Source organism: Roseovarius sp. B08 (genome assembly GCF_051417955.1).
Lineage (GTDB): Bacteria > Pseudomonadota > Alphaproteobacteria > Rhodobacterales > Rhodobacteraceae > Roseovarius.
The window spans coordinates 1,513,696-1,537,684 of the sequence record NZ_JBPRLW010000001.1 but is presented as its reverse complement, the minus strand read 5'-3'; the positions used below and the strand labels follow the sequence as shown (position 1 = coordinate 1,537,684).

27 protein-coding genes are annotated in these 23,989 nt (G+C 66.6%); 6 read left to right on the top strand and 21 right to left on the bottom strand.

Features of this window, described 5'->3' with window-relative positions:
• Position 1: 1 nt before the first annotated feature.
• The 10 genes from ACSQ76_RS07785 to ACSQ76_RS07740 all read right to left on the bottom strand — a co-directional run bounded on the left by ACSQ76_RS07785 (position 2) and on the right by ACSQ76_RS07740 (position 9,363).
• Positions 2-967 (bottom strand): zinc-dependent alcohol dehydrogenase, encoded by a 966-nt coding sequence (locus tag ACSQ76_RS07785; protein WP_437156122.1) that lies wholly within the window; start codon positions 965-967, stop codon positions 2-4.
• A gap of 8 nt (positions 968-975) precedes the next feature.
• On the bottom strand, positions 976-2,091 hold the full coding sequence (locus ACSQ76_RS07780; protein ID WP_437156121.1) for a GTP cyclohydrolase II: 1,116 nt from the start codon (positions 2,089-2,091) through the stop codon (positions 976-978).
• 52 nt (positions 2,092-2,143) lie between these two features.
• Positions 2,144-2,968: a RibD family protein gene (locus ACSQ76_RS07775; RefSeq protein WP_437156120.1), complete on the bottom strand. Its 825-nt coding sequence runs from the start codon at positions 2,966-2,968 to the stop codon at positions 2,144-2,146.
• Positions 2,959-3,780 carry a class I SAM-dependent methyltransferase gene (locus ACSQ76_RS07770; RefSeq protein ID WP_437156119.1) on the bottom strand — a complete coding sequence of 274 codons (822 nt, stop codon included), beginning with the start codon at positions 3,778-3,780 and terminating at the stop codon, positions 2,959-2,961. The genes ACSQ76_RS07775 and ACSQ76_RS07770 overlap by 10 nt, the downstream gene beginning before the upstream one ends.
• Positions 3,764-4,129, bottom strand: coding sequence for a 6-pyruvoyl trahydropterin synthase family protein (locus ACSQ76_RS07765; protein ID WP_437156118.1), 366 nt, complete (start codon positions 4,127-4,129; stop codon positions 3,764-3,766). The genes ACSQ76_RS07770 and ACSQ76_RS07765 overlap by 17 nt, the downstream gene beginning before the upstream one ends.
• A 93-nt stretch (positions 4,130-4,222) precedes the next feature.
• A complete protein-coding gene (locus tag ACSQ76_RS07760; RefSeq protein ID WP_437156117.1) occupies positions 4,223-5,275 on the bottom strand; it encodes a glycosyltransferase family 4 protein in 1,053 nt (350 codons plus the stop codon).
• On the bottom strand, positions 5,272-6,171 hold the full coding sequence (locus tag ACSQ76_RS07755; protein WP_437156116.1) for a lysylphosphatidylglycerol synthase transmembrane domain-containing protein: 900 nt from the start codon (positions 6,169-6,171) through the stop codon (positions 5,272-5,274). Before ACSQ76_RS07755 ends, ACSQ76_RS07760 begins: the two co-directional genes overlap by 4 nt.
• A complete protein-coding gene (locus ACSQ76_RS07750; RefSeq protein ID WP_437156115.1) occupies positions 6,168-7,781 on the bottom strand; it encodes a sulfatase-like hydrolase/transferase in 1,614 nt (537 codons plus the stop codon). The genes ACSQ76_RS07755 and ACSQ76_RS07750 overlap by 4 nt, the downstream gene beginning before the upstream one ends.
• Positions 7,778-8,503, bottom strand: coding sequence for a CDP-alcohol phosphatidyltransferase family protein (locus tag ACSQ76_RS07745; protein ID WP_437156114.1), 726 nt, complete (start codon positions 8,501-8,503; stop codon positions 7,778-7,780). The genes ACSQ76_RS07750 and ACSQ76_RS07745 overlap by 4 nt, the downstream gene beginning before the upstream one ends.
• Positions 8,504-8,568: 65 nt before the next feature.
• On the bottom strand, positions 8,569-9,363 hold the full coding sequence (locus tag ACSQ76_RS07740) for an endonuclease/exonuclease/phosphatase family protein (protein ID WP_437156113.1): 795 nt from the start codon (positions 9,361-9,363) through the stop codon (positions 8,569-8,571).
• Positions 9,364-9,412: 49 nt separating this feature from the next.
• Between ACSQ76_RS07740 and ACSQ76_RS07735 the strand changes: the two genes are divergently transcribed.
• Positions 9,413-10,009 (top strand): YceI family protein, encoded by a 597-nt coding sequence (locus tag ACSQ76_RS07735; protein ID WP_437156112.1) that lies wholly within the window; start codon positions 9,413-9,415, stop codon positions 10,007-10,009.
• Between the two features lie 79 nt (positions 10,010-10,088).
• Complete coding sequence (locus ACSQ76_RS07730) at positions 10,089-10,931, top strand: 3-keto-5-aminohexanoate cleavage protein (RefSeq protein WP_437156111.1); 843 nt, start codon at positions 10,089-10,091, stop codon at positions 10,929-10,931.
• A 48-nt stretch (positions 10,932-10,979) separates the two neighbouring features.
• On the opposite strand, the gene ACSQ76_RS07725 is transcribed toward ACSQ76_RS07730, so the two are convergent.
• The 7 genes from ACSQ76_RS07725 to ACSQ76_RS07695 form a co-directional block, all read right to left on the bottom strand.
• Positions 10,980-11,846, bottom strand: coding sequence for a sulfotransferase domain-containing protein (locus ACSQ76_RS07725; RefSeq protein WP_437156110.1), 867 nt, complete (start codon positions 11,844-11,846; stop codon positions 10,980-10,982).
• Entirely contained in the window at positions 11,839-12,672 is an 834-nt protein-coding gene (locus tag ACSQ76_RS07720; RefSeq protein WP_437156109.1) for a sulfotransferase domain-containing protein, read from the bottom strand. Before ACSQ76_RS07720 ends, ACSQ76_RS07725 begins: the two co-directional genes overlap by 8 nt.
• A gap of 103 nt (positions 12,673-12,775) precedes the next feature.
• Positions 12,776-13,876 carry a porin gene (locus tag ACSQ76_RS07715; protein WP_437156108.1) on the bottom strand — a complete coding sequence of 367 codons (1,101 nt, stop codon included), beginning with the start codon at positions 13,874-13,876 and terminating at the stop codon, positions 12,776-12,778.
• Between the two features lie 432 nt (positions 13,877-14,308).
• The gene (locus tag ACSQ76_RS07710; protein ID WP_437156107.1) at positions 14,309-14,695 is read right to left on the bottom strand and encodes a carboxymuconolactone decarboxylase family protein; all 387 of its coding nucleotides are present in this window, start codon (positions 14,693-14,695) and stop codon (positions 14,309-14,311) included.
• Between the two features lie 15 nt (positions 14,696-14,710).
• Positions 14,711-15,556: an ADP-ribosylglycohydrolase family protein gene (locus tag ACSQ76_RS07705; protein WP_437156106.1), complete on the bottom strand. Its 846-nt coding sequence runs from the start codon at positions 15,554-15,556 to the stop codon at positions 14,711-14,713.
• Positions 15,553-16,218, bottom strand: a complete 666-nt coding sequence (locus tag ACSQ76_RS07700) for a Coenzyme F420 hydrogenase/dehydrogenase, beta subunit C-terminal domain (RefSeq protein WP_437156105.1) — start codon at positions 16,216-16,218, stop codon at positions 15,553-15,555. The genes ACSQ76_RS07705 and ACSQ76_RS07700 overlap by 4 nt, the downstream gene beginning before the upstream one ends.
• Positions 16,158-16,871 (bottom strand): coenzyme F420 hydrogenase/dehydrogenase beta subunit N-terminal domain-containing protein, encoded by a 714-nt coding sequence (locus tag ACSQ76_RS07695; RefSeq protein WP_437156104.1) that lies wholly within the window; start codon positions 16,869-16,871, stop codon positions 16,158-16,160. Before ACSQ76_RS07695 ends, ACSQ76_RS07700 begins: the two co-directional genes overlap by 61 nt.
• Between ACSQ76_RS07695 and ACSQ76_RS07690 the strand changes: the two genes are divergently transcribed.
• From ACSQ76_RS07690 to ACSQ76_RS07675, 4 genes are all read left to right on the top strand, one after another.
• Positions 16,870-17,154 carry a cupin domain-containing protein gene (locus tag ACSQ76_RS07690; protein WP_306129236.1) on the top strand — a complete coding sequence of 95 codons (285 nt, stop codon included), beginning with the start codon at positions 16,870-16,872 and terminating at the stop codon, positions 17,152-17,154. The genes ACSQ76_RS07695 and ACSQ76_RS07690 overlap by 2 nt on opposite strands.
• 348 nt (positions 17,155-17,502) lie before the next feature.
• Positions 17,503-18,939 carry an ammonium transporter gene (locus ACSQ76_RS07685; protein WP_437156103.1) on the top strand — a complete coding sequence of 479 codons (1,437 nt, stop codon included), beginning with the start codon at positions 17,503-17,505 and terminating at the stop codon, positions 18,937-18,939.
• Between the two features lie 13 nt (positions 18,940-18,952).
• Positions 18,953-19,183 (top strand): hypothetical protein, encoded by a 231-nt coding sequence (locus ACSQ76_RS07680; RefSeq protein ID WP_437156102.1) that lies wholly within the window; start codon positions 18,953-18,955, stop codon positions 19,181-19,183.
• 124 nt (positions 19,184-19,307) lie between these two features.
• Complete coding sequence (locus ACSQ76_RS07675; protein WP_306129233.1) at positions 19,308-20,210, top strand: DMT family transporter; 903 nt, start codon at positions 19,308-19,310, stop codon at positions 20,208-20,210.
• 25 nt (positions 20,211-20,235) lie between these two features.
• Here ACSQ76_RS07675 and ACSQ76_RS07670 read toward each other — a convergent pair whose 3' ends face one another.
• The 4 genes from ACSQ76_RS07670 to ACSQ76_RS07655 all read right to left on the bottom strand — a co-directional run bounded on the left by ACSQ76_RS07670 (position 20,236) and on the right by ACSQ76_RS07655 (position 23,934).
• A complete protein-coding gene (locus ACSQ76_RS07670; protein WP_437156101.1) occupies positions 20,236-20,598 on the bottom strand; it encodes a hypothetical protein in 363 nt (120 codons plus the stop codon).
• Positions 20,599-20,712: 114 nt separating this feature from the next.
• Positions 20,713-22,029, bottom strand: a complete 1,317-nt coding sequence (locus ACSQ76_RS07665; protein WP_437156100.1) for an NAD(P)/FAD-dependent oxidoreductase — start codon at positions 22,027-22,029, stop codon at positions 20,713-20,715.
• Between the two features lie 100 nt (positions 22,030-22,129).
• Positions 22,130-22,438 carry a hypothetical protein gene (locus ACSQ76_RS07660; protein ID WP_437156099.1) on the bottom strand — a complete coding sequence of 103 codons (309 nt, stop codon included), beginning with the start codon at positions 22,436-22,438 and terminating at the stop codon, positions 22,130-22,132.
• Complete coding sequence (locus tag ACSQ76_RS07655) at positions 22,429-23,934, bottom strand: hypothetical protein (protein WP_437156098.1); 1,506 nt, start codon at positions 23,932-23,934, stop codon at positions 22,429-22,431. Before ACSQ76_RS07655 ends, ACSQ76_RS07660 begins: the two co-directional genes overlap by 10 nt.
• Positions 23,935-23,989 lie beyond the last annotated feature (55 nt).

Genomic DNA, 23,989 nt, shown 5'->3' with positions numbered 1-23,989 from the left:
GTCACGCTCGCGCCGGCCCGTACCGGACCCGGTGGCAAAGCGTGGCCGCATCCTCCAGTATCGCGCCATAGTCCTCCTCCAGGCGGTCGAACGCCGTCTCGCCCGAAATCAGCACGTCCAGCGCGGGGTCAACCAAAAGGTCCAGCGCCTTTTCCAACCTGCGGCGATAGCTCCAGCGCGCCCGGCGCCCGGGCGGCACCTGTCCCACCTGGCTACCGACGATCCGCAGGCGACGCTGGTGAAACGCTCCGCCAAGCGGCACCTCGGGCCGGCGCGTCCCGAACCAGCTGGCCTCGACGATGGTCGCCTCCATTCCCGGCAGCCCGATCGCCGTCGCCAGCCCCTCCGCGCTTGCCGAGGCGTGGACCACCACGTCGCGCTCGCCCGCCGCCTGTCCCGGCGCCGCGAAGTCGCAGCCCATGGCCTTGGCCAGGGCCGCCTTTCCCGCGTCGACATCCACGAGGCACACCTCCGCCCCCGGCATCCTTGCGCACAGATATCCCGTCAGAGCGCCGACAACGCCCGCCCCGACGACCGTCACCCGGTCGCCGGCCGACACGCCGGAATCCCAAACGATGTTGAGGGCGGTTTCCATGTTGGCGGCCAGCACCGCACGCTTGGCCGGCACGCCCTCGGGCACCGGCACGGCGGCCTCCTGCGGCACGGCGAACCGATCCTGGTGCGGGTGCAAGACAAAGACGGTCTGCCCCTTGCCCGAACCTTCCGCCACGCGGCCCACGGCGGCATAGCCATACTTCACCGGAAAGCTGAAATCGCCTTCCTGGAACGGCGCCTTCATCGTCTCGTGCTCGCTCTCCGGCACGCCGCCGCTCCAAACCAGCCGTTCCGTGCCCCGGCTGATCCCCGAATAAAGCGTTTCGACCTCCGCCATGCCCGGCCCGGCCTTGAACGCGGTCTCGCGCATCGCGACCGCACCCGCGCCGGTGATCCAAAGGGCCCTGGCCACGCCGTCGCTCACAGCGCGTGTCCGGATTTCAGCGCCTTCACCGCCAGATAACCGCTGTTATGGAGGTTCTTGCCGACCCGCAGCGGCAATTGCTCGACAACCTCGATCCCCTGCGCCCGGAACGTGTGCACCTTGGCGGGGTTGTTGGTCAGCAGCCGCACCGCCCCGAAGCCAAGGTTACGCAGCATCACCGCCGCCACGCGGAAATCTCGCTCGTCATCCTCGAACCCCAGCGCATGATTGGCATCCACCGTGTCCAGCCCCCGCGATTGCAGGTCATAGACCCGCATCTTGTTGGCCAGCCCGATTCCGCGCCCTTCCTGGTTGAGGTAAAGCAGCAGGCCCGCGCCCTCCTCGCCCATGCGCAGCATCGCCGCGCGAAGCTGCGGCCCGCAATCGCATTTCAGACTGCCCAGCACATCCCCGGTGAAGCACGCCGAATGCAGCCGCGCCAGCACCGGGCGTGCCGGATCTGGCGTGCCGATCTCGAACGCATAGTGCTCTGTCCGGCCATCGGGGTCGCGGAAAACGTGCAGCTTGCCGCTGTCATGCGCCTCGACGGGCAGGCCGGCCGCGGCCACCGGCGACAGCGCGGGTGTCTGCGCGAAATGGCTCAATGCCTCGGCCAGGTCGACCGCCGTCATGCTCAGCCCCTCGGGTATCGCCCGGTCGTCGGCCAGCGCGAAGATCAGCGCCGCAGGCAGCAGTTCCGACGACTTCACCACGCTCAGCGCCAGCCCGTGCAGGCGCGCCTCCCGGTCCCTTACCCGGTGCAGCGGCGCGACCGGACCCGCGGTATCCTGCCCGGCATCGGCCAGCCGCATGAACCAGGCGAGGTCGGCCTGTTCCGGCGGACGGATCCGCACCGGCAGATCCCAGATGTCGGCACTTTGCACGGGCGCCATCGCGGCCCTGGCCCGGTTGCCCGTCAAAACCAGCTCCGGCACACCGAAAAGGTCGCGCAACGCGTCCAGCCGCGCCTGTGTCAGTGTCTCGGCCGCCACCGCCACGGCGCGAACCGGCCCATCTGTCAGAAGGCATGGCAGCCCAAGCCGCAGGTCTGATTGCACCCGGCTCAGGCGTTCGGCGACACTGGGAAGAAGGCTTTGAGGAACTGGGGACATGTGCGGTACTTTCGGACTATCGGTTGGGGTATCTGGCATGGGGGCATTTCCTTCAGTGCCGCAGCGCGGGACGTTCGCGCACGCGATGCGGCCACAGCACCTGCGCCGGCGGTGCCGGTGCCAACGTACAATCGAAGAGCACGTCGGACCCCAGGCCATACACCTCGGTCTTGGGACGCAACGCCTCGGCCAGGCAGGGCACGGGCGACGTCTTCAGCCCGGTCGGCCCGGCCCCGATCAGCAGCGGCGCCACGGCCACGTGCAGCCGCGTCAACAGGCCCGCCTCCAGGAACTGCGCGATGGTGATCCCGCCGCCCTCGATCAGAACGTGATCCAGGCCAAGCCCCCGCAGCGCGGCCAGGATCTGGCCCGGCGAGATCCATTCGCCACGCGGCAGCCGTATCACCTCCACGTCTTCGGGGCGGGGTTTGTCCACCGCCTGGATCACGATCCGCCGGGCACTTTCGTCGCGCAGCAGGCCGGCATCGTTGGGCAAGCGGCCGTGGGGGTCGATCACCACCCGTGCCGGATTGCGCCCCTTGGCCAGCCGCACGGTCAGGCGCGGGTTGTCATGCAGCGCCGTCTTCACACCGATCACCACCGCGTCGGCAAGCGCGCGCAGCCGGTGCAAGTGAGCCAGCCCGTCCTTGCCCGAAATGTCCTGCGCGTCGCCCGACTCGGTGGCGACGCGCCCGTCGAGGGACTGCCCGATCTGCGCGATCACGCTTTGCCCCGACACCGTGCGCGTCATGCCGCCATACAGCGTCAGCGCCGCGCGTTCGCCCGAGTTCCAGTCGCCGCAGCACAGGCACGCCTCGTCTTTGCGTGCGGCCAGGATACGGGCCCAGACCCTTGGGGTGACATCAATCATTTCCATGCTTTACTCCGATCATCCTGCCCGGCCCGGTGTTGCGGCGGGAGCGCCAGAAGGTCCCTGTGCCCGACGCTCAGCGCGGTATGACCCGCCGCCCCGCGCCTTGTCTCCGCCCAGCGATCCGCCCTGGCCTCTCCGGCCTCCGCGGCCGCCTTGCCCACGCCGTTCACGAACTCGGCCTGCAAGGCCGCGTCGTCCGGCCCGAGGCGCCAGACGCTGTCGGCCAGCGTCACCGCGAAGCCCCGCGCCTCGAACGCCTTCGCGGTCAGCTTCGCGGCCTCCGGGCCCATCGCCGCCTGTCCGCCCTTGTCGCCCTGCTGATGCCGGTTGAACGCCGCGATCACATCGGCCTCTGCCGCCCCTGGCGGATCCCACCGCATCCGCCCGTCAAAACTCAAGGCGGCGTAGAACGGCAGCCCCGCATCCCCCAGCCTTTCGGCAAGCGCGTCGGCCCAGCCGATGCTCATCAGGTCCAACAGGGCCGAAGCCGTCACCAGCCCCACATGCTCCAGCGGCAGGCCGTCCACGTCCCACGCACTGGCCTGGACGCAGTCGGCCATCGGGTGGCGCGCCTTGGCCACTTGCAAGTGCTCCGCGTCGGTGTCCAGAAAACACCACTCCAGCCTGTCGTAGCCCGCTGCCGCAAAGGCCCGCGCGGTCGATCCGGTGCCGCTGCCAAGGTCCAGCACGCGCATTCCCGGCCGCACGCAATCCGCGGCGCGCGCCAAAAGCGTCGCGTCCCGCGCCGCGTGGTCCGCCGCCTCGCGCAGGCTCAGCCAATCGGCCTGAAACTGTGTGTCAGATATCTGATTCATACCACCCACGCGCCACATGGCTTTCATGAAGCTGGACCCGGATGCGCTTGACTCGCCCGCCGTCGCCAAGCCCTTCCGATTTCGCCCGATCCCGAAGCTGCGCCCAGATGTGGTGGCACAAGAATTCGGTGGTGGTGATCCTGCCCTCGAACTCGGGCTTGTCATCCAGGTTACCGTATTTCAGCGGCTCCAGCGCGGCATTAAGCGCTTCGGTCGCCAGACCGATATCCACGACCAGCCCGTTTTCGTCCAGGTCCTCGGTATAAAACGCGGCATCGACAACAAAGGTCGCTCCGTGCAGGCCCTGTGCGGGGCCGAAGACCGGGGATGGCAGGGAATGTGCGATCATGATGTGATCGCGGACTTCAACAGCGAACATAAGACTTCCGTTTCCTGAAGTGATGCGGCGCAAAAGCCGCTTTTTTCCGATATGTTAACCGGCTCATGAGCCAATCCGTTCCAGAACGCCGGCGAAAATGCGTGCGGTGTGATCCCAGCCGGTCAGGGACTGCGCCCGCGCCTGCGCGGCGGCGGCGTAGTGCTCCGCCGTACCGGGGTCTGTCAGCAACCGCTCGATCGTACCGGCCAGCGCGCCGGGGTCGTCCGGCGCCACCAGCAGCGCGGCCTCCCCCACCGTCTCCGGTACCGCGCCCACCCGGCACGACACCACCGGCAGGCCGTGCAGCATCGCTTCGCTCAGAACCATGCCATAGCCTTCGTACCGCGTGGCCAGCGCAAACAGGCTGGCGCGGGCATAGGCGTCCTGCAACGCCCCCGCGCTGACCTCCCCTGCAAAGGTCACGCGATCCTGCAAACCCAGCTTGGCGGCCTGCGCCTCCAGCGCCCGCGCGGTCTCGGCGTCATGCGCCTTGCCGACGATCTCGGCCTGCCAGTCCAGCGCTTTCAACCGGCTCAGCGCCTCCAGCAACACGTCATGCCCCTTGCGCCGCGCCAACAGCCCCACCGACAGGATCAGCGGCGGCTCCGCCTTCTTCGTGTGGGATCCTACCGCGTCTATTGTCCGCTCGAACCCCGGATGCGCGACCGTGACCTTGTCGCGCGCAACTCCAAGCTCCCGCATCACCGTTCCGGCGATATGCGCGCTCGGCACGATCACATGCGCCGCGCGGTCCAGCACTTCGGCCTCGTTGCGCAATAGCGCCCGCGCCCGCCCCGGCTCCAGCCCGCTTTCCAGGCCCAGCGGATGGTGCACCATGCCCACCACGGGTGCCGCGATCGCGGCCATCCGGGCGGGGTCCATCGCTCCCAGAGCCAGCCCGTCCACGATGATCGGGCGACCGCGCGGCACGGCGGCCAGCGCATCGAACGTGGCCTGCATGTCCGCCGCGGAGGGCACGGGGAAACTGCCTGGCAATTCCAGATGCGCCGTGTCGAAGCCCATCGCGTTCAGCCGGTCCAGAACCGTCGCGTCATAGACGTAGCCGCCCGTGCGCTGATCCTTGTCTCCGGGAATGGCGAACACCGCGCGGCTCATGACGGCCCTGCCCTTTCCGGAGCCGCGCGCACACCGCCCGGCACCCACAGGAACGCCAGCCCCGGCAAGGCGGACACCAGCATCATTGCGCCATAGCAGATACCCATCGCCACCCCCGCATTGGCATCCAGCCCGATCAGCGGAAAAAGCGCCGCCGCCGCCCCCTCGCGCCAGCCCCAGCCCGCGACCGACAGCGGCACAAGCATCGCGCAGAAGACCAGCGGCAACACCGTGAACAGCCCTTCCGGCGGAATGACCGATCCGGTGGCCCGCGCCGCGGCATAAAGGCCCAGAACCAGCAAAAGCGCTCCCAGCAGCGCGTGCACGACGATCCGCTGGTGCCCGATCAGGCGCCACACCAGCGCCGGAAAGGACCGGGTCGTTTCGAACCGCCGCGCGCCCCACAGCGCCACGGCGCACAGCACCGGCAGCGCGACCAGCAGCGCCCACACCCCGCCGGGCCACGCAATCCCGCCGGGCACCAGCACCGCCCCGATCAGCCCCAGCGCCAACAAAGCGAACATCGCCACCTGCCCCATCAGCCGCTCTGCCGCCACCGACTGCCCGGCACGTGCAAGGTCGGCCTGCCGCCGCACCCGCACCGCGCGCCCCACATCGCCCAGCACACCGCCGGGCAGGACCGAGTTGATCAGCTGTGCCACGTAGTATTCCCGCACCGCCGCGCCGAACCCGATCGGTATCTCCAGCGCCTGCGCCGTCAATTGCCACCGCCGCGCCATCGACAGCGTCGCCAGCGTCAACGCCGCAAGGCTCACCGCCAGCCACCCCCAATCGGCCCGCGCCAGCCGTGCGCCCACTTGGGCGGTGTCGGTCCACCACAGCATCGCGGCCATCAACGCCGCCGAGACCAGAAGCTTGATCACCCACATCTTCATCGCGCCACCCCCGCGATCTGCTCGATCGAGGAAAAGGCCCGGATGAACTCGTTGCGGAACCCGTCCATCCGCCACGCCTCGAGGTCGGAGGCCGGAACCATTCCCTCGCTCCATCCCCAGCCGTCGATCATCGCCAGAACGTCAGGCGGCGCGATCATGTGTACCGGTACGTCCCGGTTCTCGCTGCCTGCCACGAAGCCGGCCGCCTGGTGGTCTCCGGCCACGATCACCAGCGGTGCCGCTTCCCCCAGACGTGCCACGTGCGAAAAGACCGCGTTCAGCGAATAGTCCACCGACCGGCGATAGGCGTCGCGCACCGCGTCCCGGTCCTTCCACAATTCTTTGGGCGTCGGTCCTTTCGCGGCCATCTCGTTGAACTCTGTGCCGTCGCCGATCGCGCCCCATGGCAGCATTTTAGGAACCGGCGTCCACGGCGCGTGCGACGAGATCAGCGCAACCTGGATGAAATCCGGGCGTGGATCGTCGGGCAACAGGTCACCATAGGTTGCCAGCGTGAACTGGTCGGGCATCGTGACCCAGTTGAACGGCGCCCCATCATAGGGGATGTCCTTGGCCTCGAACACGCGCTCGAACCCCATCGCGGCGCTTTCTGGCCAGGCCATCGTGATCGCCGGCATCACCGCGGCGGTGCGATAGCCCGCCTCTGCGGCCAGCTGGAACAGCCATTTCTGCCCGCTTGCAATCATCGCGCCATAGCGCGCGTTGTCCGGCGTCCAGAGCCCGCTGCCGAACGCCCCATGTGCCAGCCAGCTTTGCCCGCCAGCGGTGGGCGAGGTCAGCCAGCCGCTCTTGATCTCCAGCCCCGCCGCTGCGATCTCTTGCTCGGCACGGCGCAGCGTGGCTACGTGGGTCGGGGCGTATTCCGGGTTGTCGATGCTGGCGCGCCCATAGCTTTCGACCCAGATCAGCAGGATATCGCGCCCCTCCAGCCGGTCGAACGCACCCGCGATGTCGCGCATCGGATCGGCCTCCGCCGTCTGCCGGAACCGTGCCAGGTCCGCCACCGTTTCGCGCGCGTCGCCGATGCGGGCGACGGCCACGCGCGTGGTCCGGGCTGATCCGGGCGGACTTTGCTCGAACGTCCAGTAGCCCAGGTGGTGACCTGTATCCGCCACCGCCCAGCCGCCGGTCGCAAGCGCCGCCACCAATGCAGCCGCCCGTGCCGGCCCCGGCAGGTAGAGCCGGCCCCACGCCTTCAGCCCGCCGCGCAGCAGCATATAGACAAGCACCGTCGCCAGAATGCTCCCCACGACCACCAGGCTCGCGCTCGCGGTCCCGATACTGTCGCTCAACAGGCCGAAACCCGCCTCGACCAGGAACAGGTCCGATATCGGGTTGAAGGCCCGGTTATAGGCCGTGAAGCTCCCCAGGTCCGCCAGTTTCAGCAGCGTGACCGCCACGATGACCAGCGCCAGCCCCGACGCCACGCCGCGCGTCCCTCCCAGCGCCATCATTGCGAACAGCAGCACCGACAACTCGATCGGCCAATAGGCCATCCCGGCATAGCTCATCTGACCCGGATGGTTGGGCAGGGCCAGCACGCAGAACATTACGCCCGCCGCGGCAATCAGGATCAGGGCACGGATCATCGGCGGTGTCGCACCAGCCAGGCGGTATCGATGGCAAAGGACAGCACCAGCAGCATCGAGGCCACCAGCGCGACCGGACCGGCGATGCCTGGCGAAATCAGCGGGCACGTCAGCACGATCAAGGTCCCGACCTGCACCACGCAGATGGTCTTGCGCCGCATCGATTCGGGTAACGCGCCGCGCAGCAGCGGCCATGCCAGCCCCGCCAGCACGAAGACATAGCGCATGAACCCCAGCATCAGTATCTCCGCGCCCGTCCGGCCCGACAGCAGCAGCCACAGCGCCAGCACTGCGCCCAGTGCCGCATCGACCTCCATGTCGAACCGCGCCCCGAAGTCGGATTTCAGCTGCGACCGCCGCGCCAGCCAGCCGTCCACGCCGTCCAGCGACAGGATCGTCAGTCCGACCCAGAACACCAGCCACGGCGATACCGCTCCGGCGTCGAACAGCGCAGCGGCCAAAAGCGACAACAGCGCCGCGCGCCCCAGCGTGACCGTGTTGCACAAGCCGAACACCGCGTGCGGATAATTGCGCCGCAAGCCCAGAACCACCAGCCCCACGCACAGGGCAAACGCCCCCAACGCCCAGCCCGGCGACGGCAGTACCGCCGCTGCGAACGCGGCCAATCCAAGCGCCATCGCCGCCGCGATCACGATGACTTCCGCCATCGGCGGACGAACCGTCAGCGTCGCGGTCCTTTTATGCGGGGTTATGTCGACCATGATTATCCTTGCGCGTTCTGCATTTAAGTAGAACGCACGAAACCGGCGACCAGATCACAAATCTTTCAGCGTCGCGGGCTCAATTCCGACGCGGATATAAGAACCTCGCCCCGGATCGGCAGGTGATCGGACGCCGCCCGCGTCTGATCGGTGGCGATCACCCGCACATCCGACACCGCCCCGGCCCTGTCGGTCAGGATCCGGTCCAGCGGCAGCAGCGGTCTGTGTGCGGGAAAACTGCGCGGTGCGGCCCCGTGAAACCGCCTTCCCACCAACCGGCCATTGAACATCAGCCCGCCCCAGGGTCGCCATTCGTTGAAATCGCCCATCATGATCGTCTGCATGATGGGACGCCGGCGCAGGTACTGCCCCACGATCCGCATCTGCACCACCCTCAACGGCTGTGACAGCGACAGGTGCATCGACATGATCCGCACGCGCAGGCCGTCCACCTGCGCCTCCACCACCACCGCGCCGCGGTGACAATGCCCCGGCAAGTCGATCACGTCGCGATGACCGACCTCCAGCCGCGGATGCAGGAACAGAATCGTGCCCAGGAACCCGTCGCTCTGCGGCCCCCAGCGCATCTCGGGGTCCTCATGCTGCCAGACCAGCCCGCTATCCGATGCGATCCCCGCCATATCGAGGATGCTTTCATGCGGCCGGCACTCCGCATCGGCCTCCTGCAACGCCAGCACATCAGGCGCCTCCGGCACCAGCGCTCCGGCGATCGCCGCGCGCACCCGGTCCGGGTCGACCCGCCCGTCCGCGCCCTTCGCCCGATGCACGTTCCAGCTGGCACAACGCAGGCGCAGGCCATCCGTCCGGCTTTTCCCCGTTGCTGCAACCACGTCTTGCATTACCATTCGCACATTAACCTATCATACGCTGCACATGACAGGAGACCCCATGTCACTTCAATTCCCGACTTCCCTGCTCGCCGCGATCCCGCTCGCCACGCTGCCGGTCCTCGCACAGGCCGAAATGGCCCGCTACGAGCTCGATGCAAGCCATACCACCGTCTATTTCACCGTCGACCATATCGGCTATGCCAAGACACTCGGCATCTTCCCGGGGGTCGAGGGCGGCTTCGACTACGATGCCGAAACCAACGAACTGGGCGAGGTCAGCGTCACCATCGCCGCCACCAGCGTCGATACCTTCCACGAGGGCCGCAACGAGCATGTGCGCAAGGCGGATTTCCTCGATGTCTCCAACCACCCCGAGATCACCTTTACCACCGATGGCGGCACTGCCAGCTCCGAGACGGAAGGCACCGTCGAAGGCGAACTGACCATTCTCGGCGAGACCCGACCGGTGACGCTGAACGTGACGCTCAACAAGGCCGCGGAATATCCCTTTGGCCACGAGCGGTTCACGCTCGGTCTGTCGATGCAGACAAGCATCCAGCGCAGTGAATTCGGCATGACCTACGGCGTCGAGAACGGCATGGTGGGCGACACGGTCGACATCATGATCGAAACCGAAGCCATGCGGATGGAGTGACGCCGCTCGCTTGTCGGCGGGCCGCACGCCGGCTCAGCTCGCGCACGTATCGTACTGAAATATAACGGAAAGACCCCCGATGTCCGACATCTCCGGCAAACCCTGCATCCTGTGTTGCGCCATAACCGGTTCGGTGCCGCGCACCTCCGACAACCCGGCGGTACCGATCACCGTTTCCCAGCAGATCGAAAGCAGCCACGCGGCGGTCGAGGCCGGGGCCAGCATCATCCACGCGCATGTCCGCAACGAGGACGAATCGCCCTCCTCCGACCCCGGGAAATTCGCCGCGCTCAAGGAAGGGCTGGAGAAACACTGCCCCGGCGTCGTGATCCAGTTCTCCACCGGCGGGCGCTCCGGCGCCGGAAAGGCGCGCGGCGGGATGCTCCCCTTGCGCCCCGACATGGCCTCGCTCTCGGTGGGCTCCAACAACTTTCCCAGTCGCGTCTACGAGAACCCGCCCGACCTCGTCGATTGGCTCGCGTCCGAGATGACCGCCCACGACATCACCCCCGAGGTCGAGGCGTTCGATCTCTCGCACATCCTTCAGGCCATCGCCCGGCACGAGGCGGGTACCCTGCCCGGCAAGCTCTATGTCCAGTTCGTCATGGGCGTGAAAAACGCCATGCCCGCCGACAAGGCCGTATTCGACTTCTACGTGAAGACCATGCGGGACCGCGCGCCGCGGGCCAACTGGTGCGCCGCGGGCATCGGCGCCAATCAGGTGGTGGTCAACGAATGGGCCATCGCCGCGGGCGGCCACACCCGCGCAGGGCTGGAAGACAACGTGCGGCTCGACCGCGACACGCTCGCGCCGTCGAACGCCGCGCTGATAACCCGCGCGGCAGAGCTTTGCGCGAAATACGAAAGGCCCGTCGCCACCCTTGCCCAGACGCGCGAGATACTCGGACTGCGCCCAGCCTGAAAACCATGTGAAACAGGCGCTTATGGCACAACGCTCATGCGGCTGGCATCAGGCGGACCTGGCAAATTCCGCAGTCTCATCCAGCATCTCGGGATACCACCGCTCCAGCACCGGCGCGAAGGCCTCCCGGATGCGCCCCACCTGCGCCGGCGTCAGGTCGTCTTTCCAGCCGCCTGCCCTGCCCTTGGCGAAAAAGCTTTTCATCCCCTCGGGCCGCTCGGTGAAACCGTGCTTTTCTTCCTGTTTCTTCAGCGCCTCGAAACTGGTGGCCTTGATCGCGCGGGCCAGCTTCGGCCGATCCGGCTTGACGCTCAGAAAGTCCAGCAACCGCTCCGTGGTCTTGGCGGGCTTGTCCAGCATGTCCTCGTAACGGATCAGGTGCCGCGGCATTCCCGGCACCGTGGCCCAGCGGGTCACATGATCATCCCACCGCCCCAGCGCATCAAGGATTCCGGTCGAGGTTCCCATCACGTTTTCCGGGTCGCACATCTTGGCAATGGCCTCATCCAGCGACACCGAGGTGTGACGCGCAAAGGAGGGTGCCACATCGAACGGATTGCGCATGATGTAAAGCGCCCCGGCCGTGACGGCGGGGGGAATCAGGTCCACGCTTCCAACCCGGATCGGTGTACAGTGTGTCTTGACGAAGTGCTTGCCCGGCTTGGCCCCGGCAATCATGTGTATCGCCTTGGTGCGCACGCGCAGCCAATCGTCGATGGTCTTTCCGTGAAAGGTCCCGCCATTCGCGGCATCGAAGAAATCCTGCCGGATGTCGGCGGTCGTAAACTGGCGCAAGTTATTGATATCGGGCGCCATTCCCGGCGGCATGAAATAATGCGCCAGCAGGCTGCGCAGCCACGTATTGCCCGATTTGGGGAACGACGCCAGCCAGATGATCCGCTGCAGGTCAGACACTGTAGTACCCGTGTTTCTTCATCATCCGCTTATGCTCCCGGCGCACCTTCGTCACCAATGCCGGGTCCAGTTCGTCCTTCCACTGTCCCGCCTGTCCCTTGGCGAAAAACCGTTCGGAATGGGGCGACTTTTCGGTGAACCCGCCCGCGTCTTCCTGTTTTTTCAACTCGTCGAAGCTGGCGAAACGGATCGCGCGGTCCAGCCGCTCGGGCACCACTGGCACCCCCATGAACTCCAGCGTCTTGACGAAATGCGTTTGCGGGTCTTCCAACAGGTCCTCGTAGCGCAGCGCCAGCACCGGAAAGGCCCCGCCCTGGGTCCAGTCCTTGACGTGGTCGCTCCAGCTTCCCAGGAACTGCCAAGTCGTCGTCTCGTCCGGCGAATTTGCATTGTCCGTCCGACCGATCGCCTCTGCGGTTTCGGCATGACTCAGCCCGTAGTGTCGGGCATAGGACAGCAGCATGTCCAGCGGATTGCGCAGGATATAGATCGCCTGCCGCGTGAACCGCGGCGGAATCAGCTCGGTCCCGAAGGCCACGTTCCGGCAGTTATGCGTCTTGACGAAATTCACGTCCGCATTGTTGGCAACGATCCGCTGAAGCACTCGGTCGCGCAGCTGCAATGTCGCTTCCGGGCTCGTGAAGTCCACGGGCCGGCCCGCCGCCGCGGTGTACTGGTCCGGCTTGGAATCCCCGAACCCGAACCGTTGTATCTGGTTGATATGAAGCGGCTTCTGCGCGTCAGACAGATAGTTGGCTAGGAAAATCCGCATCCACGTATTGCCGGATTTCGGGTAGGAGGCCAGCCAGACAATACTTCGTTTCATATCCATCCTTCGAGGCACATCAAAAGGGAACGGTTGCCCGTTCCCTAAAAGAAAACGGCGGGAGAGTACACTCCCCCGCCGTTCAAAGTCGTTCAAGCTAAACTTAGAAGCTCAGGTTGATCGCGGTGCCGATCGCGGTGCCGTCGATGCTGCTGCCGGTGGGACCATCGGTGGTTTCACCGTAAAGCAGGTAGGTCGTCCAGCTGACGCCCGGTCCCAGGTCCCGGTTGGCTGCGAGTTTATAGAACTCGTAGTCGTCGTGCGTAACAGCCGAACCATCTTCGATTTCACCGAGGTAGGCTTCAAGGCCGAAGGTCCAGGGACCGGCGGCATCGTATGCCACACCAACGCTGTAGCCTTCTTCGTCGAAGTTGCCGGGGTTGGAGTTCTCGGCGTAGGATGCACCGAAGGTGAAGCCGCTGAAGCCGACTTGGAAGCCAACGCCCCAGGTTTCTGGATCCGAACCAGCACCTTGCAGGTCGCCGGTGCCCCAGCGCGCGGCCAGCGTGATGTCGGTGGTGCCGAAGGACTGGCTGTAGTTCACACCGAGGTCGAAGATGTCGACAAGTCCGACGTTGCGATCGACGGGAAAGATGTTCTGCGCGTTACCGGCACCCGAAGGTGCGTACGAGATACCGGCGGTGAAGCCAGAGAAGCTCGGCGTGTAGTAGCTGATACGTGCAACGTCGTTGTTGCCGGCAACTTCGGTGTAGGACGACAGACCGGCCTGACGGAAGTTACCGCCACCGCCACCGTCGTAGGCCCCGTCAAACGGGATGAAGGCCGAAGCGGAGGGCGAGTTGATCGCCATGGAACCGACTTGCGGTGCGCCAACCATCATCTTGTAACCGGCCGAGTTTTCGTAACCGGCGTCGATGCGGCCGAAGGTGTCGCTCGAGATCGACATGTACGATTCGTCGATACCGTCTGTACCACCACCGCCGTTCAGAGCTTCCATCTGAACGTTGATGCCGAAGGTCATGCCGTTGTCCAGCGTGATGTTCGGGGTGAAGATGATTTCGGCGTTGGTCAGCATCTGGATGCCGTCGAAGTCAGATGCGCCGACACCGGTGCCGCCAACATCGGCATACGCGATGTGCTGTTGGAAGAAACCACCCCAATCCAGGTTCCAGTCCTGGGCCGAGGCAGGGGCAGCAGCGACGCCGAGGGCGATTGCGCTGGTGCAGAGAAGTTGCTTTTTCAAGGTTATCCCTCCTTAAAGCAGGAAAGTTACAAGTTCCACCGCCCCCGATCCAGGACACGGCTTGAGGGATGAATGCTGTAAATGCCCCCTCACTGTCAACGAACCGCCCCCTTGCACCGTGTTGTTGGACGCTCTGTGACGTATTTCCCACACAGACCTGTTCGACGCCGTCGCTTTCCACGCTGAATCCGTTGAAACGCACGGTTTTTAAGGGGTTCGGCGCAACCTTCGGCTGCACCGAGGCGGGCCGTCAGAGTCCCCGCGCCGCGCCCATTCGCGACTCGCCCGGGGCCGGCCCGCGCGACTCGGGGCGCCACCGCGACATTTCCATCACACCTTCCGCCACCCACCGTACTGTACGTCCCGCCCGACGCCGCCCGTCCATACCGGCAAGGTCTTCCAACGGCCCGATCCGCCGGCCAGGACCGGGGCTTACAGCCCGCGCTCCTCCAACACCTTGCGCGCGTGCCGAAAGCATTCCAGCCCCTGCGGCACCCCGCAATAGATTGCGATCACGTGCACGATGGCGCGAATCTCTTCTCTGGTGACACCGTTGTTCAGCGCCCCCCGGCAATGGATCTCGAACTCGTTCATCTTTCCCAGCGCCCCGATCATGCTCAGGTTCATCATGCTGCGGGTCTTTGCGTCGATCACCTCGTCGCCCCAGCCGAATCCCCAGCACCACGCCGTCATCGCTTCCTGGAAAGGCCGCGTGAAGTCATCGGCCGCGGCAAGGTTCTTCTCCACATATTCGGCGCCCAGCGTGGCCTTGCGCTGCTTCAGCCCTTTCAGGAACAGGTCTTCGTCGAACAGGCTCATGAGTTTTCCTCTCTCCTAGATGTCGATCGGGCGCAGGGCATAGAGGTCCTCCGCCGCGGTCCTGATCTTGTCATGGTCGTATAGCCGCGCGCGCCACGCATCGGGAATGCCGGCATATCCGTAAATACGCCCGGCCAGCTGGCCCACCACGGCACCCACGGTGTCGGCATCCCCGCCCAGGTTCACACCCGCCAGCACCGCGTCGCGGAACGTCTCGCCCTGCGTCAGCGCCCAGAAGGCCGCGTGCAGCGTATGCACCACGTATCCGCTGGCCTCGTCGGGCGGCGCGTCGGGGCGCGGCAAAATCTCCCTGTCGCCGGTCACCAGGAACTCCGCCATGTTCGCCGCCGCCCTCTGGCACAGGGGGCTCGCGTGGGTCAGCCGGCTCTGCAACCGTGCGACCGCCATGGCGCTTTCCTTCGAGGCGCCATAGGCGATCACAACCGGCGCCAGCCGCATGATTCCACCATTGCCGCTATATTCATCCTCCACCGGCCCGGCATAGGGGTTGCCGGTCTGCTGAAACCGGGTCAGCGCCGCGTTGGTCTGGTTGCCGATGTCGAAACATACGCGGGTCGACGACAGGTACCCGTTGTCGCGCCAGTTCACGAATCGCTTCATCGCGTCCTCTGCGTCCCAGCCATTGGCCGAGCGCAGCATCTGCGCCAGGCACATCGCCATCGAGGTGTCGTCCGTCCACTTGCCGGGCTCCAGGTTGAAAGGCCCGCCGCCCACCATGTCGGTGATCGGCTCGAACGTGCCGCGCGGGCGGAACTCCAGCGTCGTGCCCACCGCGTCGCCCACGGCCAGCCCCACCAGCATCCCGATCGCCTCGTCCTCGCTAAAGGGTTTCTGCATCATGGCTCTGGCACCTCGTCATCGAACCGGCCAACCTTCGCGCGGCGCAAGGCGCCCGCCTCTTCGTCCGCGTCCTTTGAATCCAGCGTGTCCAGCTGCAGCCCGTCATGTGCATATACCGGGCGCCCCGCTGCCGCCAATCCCCGCAACCGCGCGGCCATCGCCTGCTTGCGATGCACCTGGTGCGGCTGAAAGCGGTCATAGTCGCGCGGTGAATGATCGGCCCCCCGCACCAGGTCTCCGGCCGCGACGGCAGCGTCGAACAGCGCCTGGCCTGTGGGCGAGCGCACGATCACGCCGTTGAAACCGTCATCCTCTCCGTCGGGCTCCGCACCGGGCCAGATATCCGCCGCGGCCACGTCCGCCGCTTCGCCGATCGCATCAGGGCACAGCTTGCAGCGGCTCTGGATGCGCCAGCCCGCCTCGTCCGCCCACATCTCATTATAGGTCTTTTCGAAATGCCGTCCGTCCCGCGTCTCGATCCGGGTCGGCCCCGGGTTTCCGTGGCCACGATAGCGAAACAGCGCCAGTTCGTTCTCCGCCACGCCCAGCTCGTCCAGCACTGCCTGCGACTTGCCCAGGTCCGACGCCCCGCCGCAGACCATCACAAGCACCGCAACCAGCAACCTGTCCAGCCGCGCATCCGCCTTCGCCCGGGCCCGCACCGCACCCGCATCGCAGGGTTTGGCGATGACGGCAAAGGGTTCCCCCGCGCCAGCGCCGCCTCCAGCCCGGCCAGCGTATCGGTCGGCCCATAGCGTGATCCGGCGCGTGCGGCCAGCTTCTCCGGCGTGTCGGACATCACCCAGCGCGAGCGCATGGGCCGCCCGGGATCGGCGGCGCAATGCAGGACAAACGCGGCCTTGCCCGTGCGCAGCAAATGCACGCCCAGCGCCGTCAGCACCCCGCCCGACGACGCGCGGAACCGGATATCGGGGTCGCCAGCCCAGGCCTCGCCCATGTGCGTGTAGCTGCCCCAGACGGCATCGTCCCTATCGCCCTGCGCATCGGCCCTGGCGACCACGCCGGGACAGGCGGCAAGGATTTCGGCATCCGCGCCGGAGTCTTCAGCCGCCACCGGCGCCGGCCGCAGCCGCCCGTGCCGGTTCATCCGCATGACCCAGCGCGCCGGGGCAAGCGCCTCGCAGAGACCGCAGCCGATGCAAAGACCGCTCTCGACCACCTCTCGCACGCTGCCTGCCTGTCGCACCTCTGTCATGCCGCCTTTCCCTCGTACCGGTTCTACCGTATTGGTGACCGGCCCCGCCGCCACACGCAAGCCCCTGACCAGCGCCATCCAGGGAACGAGACGCCGCATGACCATGACCTGCACAGCAACCGTGCTCATCGACGACGCCCGCACCCGCGTCACCCGGTTCGACTTCGCGCCGGGCCAGCAGACGGGCTGGCACACGCACGAGCTCGACTATGTCATCACCGCGATCACCGAGTGCCGGATGCGCCTGCAAGAGCCAGATGGGCAGACGCGCGAGGTAACCGTGCCCGCCGGCAGCGCCTATGCTCGTGCGAAGGGCGTGAAACACAACGTCATCAATGCCGGCTCTGCGCCGATGAGCTTCGTCGAGGTCGAGATCCGGTAGCGCGGCAGCGCGCCCCGCCCTCGCACAACGCGCGACTCGCCCGCCATCGCATTCCTAGCCAGCGAAAACACCGGCAAAGCGGTCGAGGTTCCGCGTCTGCGGTGGCTTCAACTCCGCACGCGTCACAAGCGAAAATTTCTTCACAGGAATTATTTATTCATTCAGAGGCTTTTTTTGTGGTAAATCGCACAAGAATTAAGCATCGTGTGAAAATCCGGCCCGCCGTATTTCACGGCTCGCCGGACACCGGCCTCGTCCAAGAATGGCCGGCAAATGAAATGGGTGCTTGCCCGAAGGCGCCATCGCCCTGTCGCCTCCGGGACCGCACCAGAACGGGAGGACAGTAAATTGGATACCGATATCGGTGCACTGACGGTGATCTTCACCGAGTTCTATTATTGGGTGACCGTACCACTCATGTTCCTGATCCACGTCGGCTTCTGCATGTACGAGGTCGGCGCAAGCCGCCACAAGAACCACATGCACACGGTGATGAAGAACACCATGCTCATGCCGCTGGTGACCGTCACCTTCTTCTTCTTCGGATGGTGGATCTACTTCGCCTTGCCCAACGGCCCCGGCATCACCGGCGGTCTGACGCAATCGGACAACGCCGTGCCGTGGTCCGAACTCATGGGCACGCACCTGGGCGGCCCCGGCCCGGCGCTGGAAAGCGCGCAGGGCTATGGTGCCGAACTTGGCAACAGCTTCTGGAACCGTCTCAACGGCGTCTTCTGGGCGGCCTTCCTGCTGTTCAGCTGGACCGCGGCCTCGATCGTGTCGGGCGCCACCATCGAGCGCATCCGGCCTACCGCCTTCTGGATCCTGGCCGTGGTCATCGGCTCGGGCACCTGGATCATCGACGCGGCCTGGGGCTGGCACCCCGACGGCTGGATGGTCACGCAGCTGGGCTATCACGATGCCTATGCCTCGGGCGTGATCCACGCCATCGCGGGCGGCTTTGCCCTCGGCGTGATCGTCGTGCTGGGCCCGCGGATCGGCAAGTTCGCCCCCGACGGCACACCGCGCAACATCAACCCGCACAACAAGTGGCTGGTCACGATCGGGCTCTTCCTGATCTATTGCGGCTTCTGGGGCTTCTACGTGGCCTGCAACGTGCCGATCATCGACCATGGCACGCTGGGCGGGGCCGAAGGCGTGGTGAACTTCACGGCCACCACGATCTACCTTACCCCCACAACCCTGTCGGCCATCGTCTTCAATTTCCTGATGTCGCTCTCGGGCGGCCTGCTGGCCGGCTACGTCGTCTCGAAGGGAGAGGCGTTCTGGACCTACTCGGCCGGGCTTGCCGGAATCATTACGGCCTCGGCGGGCAATGACCTCTATCACCCGATCCAGGCCATGCTGATCGGCGGGGTCGGCGCGGTCTTCGCCTACAAGATGCACTTCTGGGTCGAGCGCCGCTTCAAGATCGACGATCCGGTGGGCGCCGTGGCCGTGCACGGTTACGCGGGCTTTCTCGGGCTGGTGATCTGCGGCTTCATGCTCTGGGGCCACCCGGCCACGGCGGCCTATCACGAAACCGTCGCGGTCATCACGCCCTGGGGCCAGTTCGCAGGTGCGCTCATCATGTTCGGCGTGCTGGGCTTTCTGCCCGCCTGGATCGTTTCGAAGATCCTGATGGGCATGGGGATGTTGCGCGTCCCGCCCGCGGTCGAACTCGTCGGGCTCGACATGTCCGAGGAGATCGCCGAGGAAATGGACGCCATCGAGGTGTCCGAAGCCGACATCGCCGAGGCCAAGCGCCTTGGCCTGCTGACCTGAGGAGGACCGCACAATGTCAACGACATCCATCGAAACCTGGGCAGGCGCCGACCTGTCCCAGATCGGCCCGATCTATCCCATGGTCGGCACCGAAATGATCCTCCTGATCGTCGGCGTCCTGTTCTGGCTGGCGTTTCACGTCCTGCAAGCCAGGATCGAACGCCGTGAACTCGACGCCGACGAGGCGGCGGCCCACGGTCAAGAGCGCATAGCGCGGGTCTTCGAGGACGAAGCGCGGGAATAAGATCTCCTGCGCGCGCTTTGAACGCCGGTCTTCGGGCCGGCGTTCTTCGTTTCAGGCCGGTGGCATACCGGCCTTGCATCCATCGCTATGGACACGCCCCGCGCCCTCTGCCACTGATCGCGCCATGACAGCCCAGACCACCCTGCCCGAGGATATCCAGAACCGCACCCTCGGGCTCGCTGCCGCCTTCGGCGTGCTGGTGATCTGGTCGGGCTTCATCGTCTTCTCCCGCGCGGGCGTGCAGACCGAATTGACACCGGGCGACATCACCGCGCTGCGTTTCATGGTGACCGGGGTGCTGATGGCGCCCTTCGCCTGGGCGTGGTGGCCGCGCCACCTCGGGGCGGTACCGCTGGCGCTGATCGCGCTTTGCGGGTCGGGGGCGCTCTATGCGATGCTGGTCTACATGGGCCTGCGCTACACGTCTGCGGCCTATGCCGGGGTCTTCACCAACGGCGCGCTGCCCTTTTTCACCGTGCTGCTGGTGACCGCCTTCACCGGCGCGCTGCCCAACCGCCTGCAATTGGTCAGCCTCGCCATCGTCACTGTCGGGGCGGTTTTCGTCGCCGTCACCGGCATCCGCACCACCGGCGAAGGCGCGGCGCTGGGGATCGTCTTCTTCCTGACCGCCGCCGCGATCCAGTCGGTCTATATCTTCGGCGTGCGCCGCTGGCGGCTGACCCCGCGACAGGCACTGGTGGCGATCAATATCCCCAACGCGCTGGTCTTCCTGCCGCTGTGGTACTTCTTCCTGCCCTCGGGCCTTGCGCAGGCCGACACCGGCACGATCCTGTTCCAGGCCGCCTACCAGGGCCTGGGGCCAGGCATCCTGGCCATGGCGTGCTTTGCCATCGCGGCGAACCACCTGGGGCCCACGCACACCGCGGGGTTTTCGGCCGCCGTGCCGGCTTCGGCGGCCCTGCTGGCCATCCCGGTCCTGTCGGAAATCCCCGGTCCGCTGGAATGGACCGGCATCGCACTGGTGACCATCGGCCTGCTGATGCTGGTCCGCGCCCGCGACACGTAGCGTTCCTGCGGCCCCCAAAGGGCCCTCAGGGACAGCCGAACGGAACGAAGGTGCTCGCCATGCCCTCGTTCATCGTCATCTTCAGCAGCGTGTCGGCCAGCCGCCACTCCTCGTGGGTCATCGGGCAGATCTCGACCCGCGCGGTACAGCCCGCGTCGATGAACTTCTGGTTCTCCGTCAGGAACTCCATCCGCAGCCCCTCCGGTCCGTGCAACGAAATGGCATCGCGCACCGACGCCTCGTAAAGGCTGCATTTCCGCGCTGTCCAGCCATCCGCCTGCCGGTCCGTGGCAGACACTGGCCCGGGACCGATTCCGCCGATCGCAGCCACCATGGCCAGCATCGACATCACGCCTGTGCGTGCCAGCGGTATCCCTCTGCTTTTCATCGAGATTCTGCCTCGCCCTCGTTTTTCCAAAGGCTACGTTGCCGGGTCGGACGGAGCCACTCCTCCCTGGCATGTATGGCAGAAAACCGCCTACACGCATAGGCGGTACCACAGTCACCGGCGCCGCGCCTGCCAGGCCTCCGCCCGGTCGACCCAGTGGCGATAAACCACATCCGCCGCCTTCAGGAAATGCGGCCGGTCGAACAGGTGCAGCACATGCCGCGGCAGGCGGGTTTGCGCATAGGCCGTCTCGGCCCGGGCATCGCCCACCGCCAGCCAGCCCGCCTTGGCGCCCAGGTAGGGCGCCATTACCGTCCCCGACCCGCTGAAACCCATGGCGAAACTGATACCGTCGCGCTGCCCTACATGCGGCATCTGTGCGAAACTGAACCCGGTATAGCCGCTCCAGACGTGGCTCAGCCTGGCCTCTTCCAGCTCCGGCCAGACCTCCACCATCGTCTGCCTTTGCCGCGCGGCGGCCACGTGCAACGGCACGTCCCGCATTGCGGCCCGCCCGCCGAACAGGATGCGCTTGCCGTCCGGCGAAACACGGAAATAGCTGTGCCGCGCCCGTGTTTCGACCATCATCCGCCGCCCCGGTGCCAGGTGCCCGATCAGGTTTTCCGGCAACTCCTCGGTCGCAATGATATAGCTCGGCAAAGGAAACACCCGCTTCGCGTGCCAGGCAAAGGGCCGCGTGGTATAGCCGTTCGTCGCCAGCACCACCTTGTCGGCCCGGATGCGCCCCTTCGGCGTGCGCGCCACGTGCCGGGTGCCGTCGCGCTCCATCGCCTCGACGCGGGCATGGCTGACCACCGGCACTCCGCGCCGCCGCACCGCGTCCAGCATTCCGCGATGATACTTCGCCGGATGCACCGCGCCATGCTCGGGAAAAAGGATGCCGCCATGATACAGCCCGGTATCGATCTCGCGTCCCAGCGCCTCCCGCTCCAGCAGCTCGACCTTGACCCTACTTTTCGCGCGCACCTTCTCGGCCAGCCGCTTCTGCCCCTCGAAATGCGCCGCCGTATAGGCCAGTTGCACGCGTCCGGTCTGCTGGAAATCACAGTCGATGGTCTCGTGCGCGATGAAATCCCGCGCCCATTCCAGCGCCGGGGCCGCCTCGGCCAGCAGCGCGTCCGCCACCTCCGCGCCAAAGGCCGCCGCCATCTTGTCCCAGCTCAGCCGCGGATGCGCGCCCACCATCCCGCCATTGCGGCTCGACGCACCTTCCCCCGGCACGCCCGCCTCGACCACCACGACCTTCGCGCCGCTGTCATGCGCTGCAATCGCCGCCGACAATCCGGTGTACCCCGCGCCGATCACCAGCACGTCGCAATGATCCGGCAAACCGTCCGCCGTGGCCTCGGGTGCCACCGCTTCCCACCACCACGGGCGGCCCGGTTCCGCCTCGCCTGTCCATCTTATCATGATATCGCTCCTGCTGACGCGCCCAGATTGCCCGGACCATGAGGGCCGTCAAGCCTCGTTGCCGACACCCCACGCGCCGTTGCCGGATACGCTCGGAACGTCAGCGCACGACCTTCAGCAGCAACAGCGCCGCGTCCGGCCCCTCGACCGGCACCAGCCCCTCGGCCGGCACCCCGGCCGCCAGCCGCGTGGCAAAGGATGTCCCGTCGCCATATCCCGCATCGCGGCACAACAGCAGGTAATCCGCGCCGGTCCGCTCCAACGCCCGGCGCAGCGCCGCCTCGTCGCCGTCGAACGGCACCGCCCCGTTGGCGATCGCGTCCGCACTGCGATGATAAGGCCCCGCCAGCGCGTCGTGATGCGTCAGCAGCAACAGCGGCGGGCCATAACTGCTCGAAGTCAGAACCACCCCTGCGGCACCGTGTTCAGGCTGCGCAGAAGCTCCGGCTGACGGCACGTGTCCGCATTTCTCATGCGCACGCCGGCGTTCGTGATCGTCGTGGGCACCGCCGCCCCCGCGCCGCCCCCGCCGGTGACCAGCCCGTGCAGCGTCGGCAGCATCAGCGTCAGGCCCACCGCCACCAACGCCGGCAGCGCGCCCATGCGGCCGAACCGGCCCGCCCGTCCCGCCGCCAGCAGCGACGCGACCCCCACGCCCGTCAGCATCGGCACCGCGGCTGCCCCCATCAGCACCAGCCGGATCTGGAACAGCGCCCCGATCACGCCCAGCCAGCCGAACAGCAACAGCACACCCAGCCTTGCCCGCGCCGCGCCCCCGCCGCCGCGCCACAGCTGCCACGCCCAGACCGCGCTGCCCAGCGCCACCGCCATTGCCGCCGGCGCCACGAAACGAAAGCCAAGCCCGTTGGCCTGCCATAGATACGGCAAGGCGGGACGCGCCTCGATGATCCGCCCGGTGATAAGGTCCTGCACCTCCTGCGGCAGGCTGCCATAGGGGCCGCTTGTGCACGGCCCGATCAACGGCCCCAATGCGGCGAGCCCGGCCACCGACAGCACCACCAGCACGCCCACCCTCAGCGCCACGCCGGGCACCCTCGGCGACAGCACGACCATCGCCATGCAGATCGCCGCCCCCACCCAGGCCAGCACAAGGTAGGGCAACGACAGTTCGTCACACCGCGCCACCAGCCACTCGGCCGGCATGGTCTGGCCCATGAAGAACAGCGTCGCGCCCCCCGCCAGCGCCAGGCAGAACCCCGCCATCTGGCGCGCTCCGCCCGGGCGCAACAACACCACGCGCCCCGCCAGCACCAGCCCGGCCAGCGCGATCGTCACCATCGTCTCCAGCCCCACCGCCAGCGACAGCGCCGCGGCCAGCCCTCCGGCCACGCCCAGCCGCGCACACGGCCCCGGCCACAGGACGGTGATCATCATCAGCGTCATCAGCAGGATCTGCACGTTGTGATGGTCGATCCGCGCCGGTGCGAAATAGGTCAGCCCGGTCGGCGGCCACAGCAGCACGGCCATGACCGCGACCAGCCCCGCCATGCTCCCGAACAGCCGCCGCGCCGCCAATCCCGTGACCGCGATCAGCGCCACGAACAGCAGCGTCGGCCACACCACCAGCGCAACCGCCGCCGCCTGTCCCTCGTCCATCACCAGCGACAGCGGCCAGATCACCGCCGCGATGCCAAGGTCCACGTAACGCGACCAGTGCATCTCCAGCCCCTCGGGTGGCAGCATCCGGTACTGCACCGTGTCGTACCACCCCTGCCCGGCCAGCCAGTCGCGTACCATAAGGAACCGCATGATGTCGTCATTGTCCGACACCGCCAGCGTGTCCACCGGCGCCAGCCCCGTCGCCACCGCCCGGAACACGACCATGACGACGGCCAGCAACAGCACGATGGTGAACAGCCTGCTCTCTCTCGCCGTGTCCTGCATCGCCCGGCCCTCTTTTCTCGTTCGTTGGGGTCACTAACCCGACATTCCCCCAACC

Bases quoted from the DNA above. Each gene is read 5' to 3' on its own strand.
- ACSQ76_RS07780 (WP_437156121.1), bottom strand. From the start codon at position 2,091: ATGTCCCCAGTTCCTCAAAGCCTTCTTCCCAGTGTCGCCGAACGCCTG.
- ACSQ76_RS07775 (WP_437156120.1), bottom strand. From the start codon at position 2,968: ATGGAAATGATTGATGTCACCCCAAGGGTCTGGGCCCGTATCCTGGCC.
- ACSQ76_RS07770 (WP_437156119.1), bottom strand. From the start codon at position 3,780: ATGAATCAGATATCTGACACACAGTTTCAGGCCGATTGGCTGAGCCTG.
- ACSQ76_RS07765 (WP_437156118.1), bottom strand. From the start codon at position 4,129: ATGATCGCACATTCCCTGCCATCCCCGGTCTTCGGCCCCGCACAGGGC.
- ACSQ76_RS07760 (WP_437156117.1), bottom strand. From the start codon at position 5,275: ATGAGCCGCGCGGTGTTCGCCATTCCCGGAGACAAGGATCAGCGCACG.
- ACSQ76_RS07755 (WP_437156116.1), bottom strand. From the start codon at position 6,171: ATGAAGATGTGGGTGATCAAGCTTCTGGTCTCGGCGGCGTTGATGGCC.
- ACSQ76_RS07750 (WP_437156115.1), bottom strand. From the start codon at position 7,781: ATGATCCGTGCCCTGATCCTGATTGCCGCGGCGGGCGTAATGTTCTGC.
- ACSQ76_RS07745 (WP_437156114.1), bottom strand. From the start codon at position 8,503: ATGGTCGACATAACCCCGCATAAAAGGACCGCGACGCTGACGGTTCGT.
- ACSQ76_RS07740 (WP_437156113.1), bottom strand. From the start codon at position 9,363: ATGCAAGACGTGGTTGCAGCAACGGGGAAAAGCCGGACGGATGGCCTG.
- ACSQ76_RS07735 (WP_437156112.1), top strand. From the start codon at position 9,413: ATGTCACTTCAATTCCCGACTTCCCTGCTCGCCGCGATCCCGCTCGCC.
- ACSQ76_RS07730 (WP_437156111.1), top strand. From the start codon at position 10,089: ATGTCCGACATCTCCGGCAAACCCTGCATCCTGTGTTGCGCCATAACC.
- ACSQ76_RS07720 (WP_437156109.1), bottom strand. From the start codon at position 12,672: ATGAAACGAAGTATTGTCTGGCTGGCCTCCTACCCGAAATCCGGCAAT.
- ACSQ76_RS07710 (WP_437156107.1), bottom strand. From the start codon at position 14,695: ATGAGCCTGTTCGACGAAGACCTGTTCCTGAAAGGGCTGAAGCAGCGC.
- ACSQ76_RS07705 (WP_437156106.1), bottom strand. From the start codon at position 15,556: ATGATGCAGAAACCCTTTAGCGAGGACGAGGCGATCGGGATGCTGGTG.
- ACSQ76_RS07690 (WP_306129236.1), top strand. From the start codon at position 16,870: ATGACCATGACCTGCACAGCAACCGTGCTCATCGACGACGCCCGCACC.
- ACSQ76_RS07695 (WP_437156104.1), bottom strand. From the start codon at position 16,871: ATGCGGCGTCTCGTTCCCTGGATGGCGCTGGTCAGGGGCTTGCGTGTG.
- ACSQ76_RS07680 (WP_437156102.1), top strand. From the start codon at position 18,953: ATGTCAACGACATCCATCGAAACCTGGGCAGGCGCCGACCTGTCCCAG.
- ACSQ76_RS07675 (WP_306129233.1), top strand. From the start codon at position 19,308: ATGACAGCCCAGACCACCCTGCCCGAGGATATCCAGAACCGCACCCTC.
- ACSQ76_RS07670 (WP_437156101.1), bottom strand. From the start codon at position 20,598: ATGAAAAGCAGAGGGATACCGCTGGCACGCACAGGCGTGATGTCGATG.
- ACSQ76_RS07665 (WP_437156100.1), bottom strand. From the start codon at position 22,029: ATGATAAGATGGACAGGCGAGGCGGAACCGGGCCGCCCGTGGTGGTGG.
- ACSQ76_RS07655 (WP_437156098.1), bottom strand. From the start codon at position 23,934: ATGCAGGACACGGCGAGAGAGAGCAGGCTGTTCACCATCGTGCTGTTG.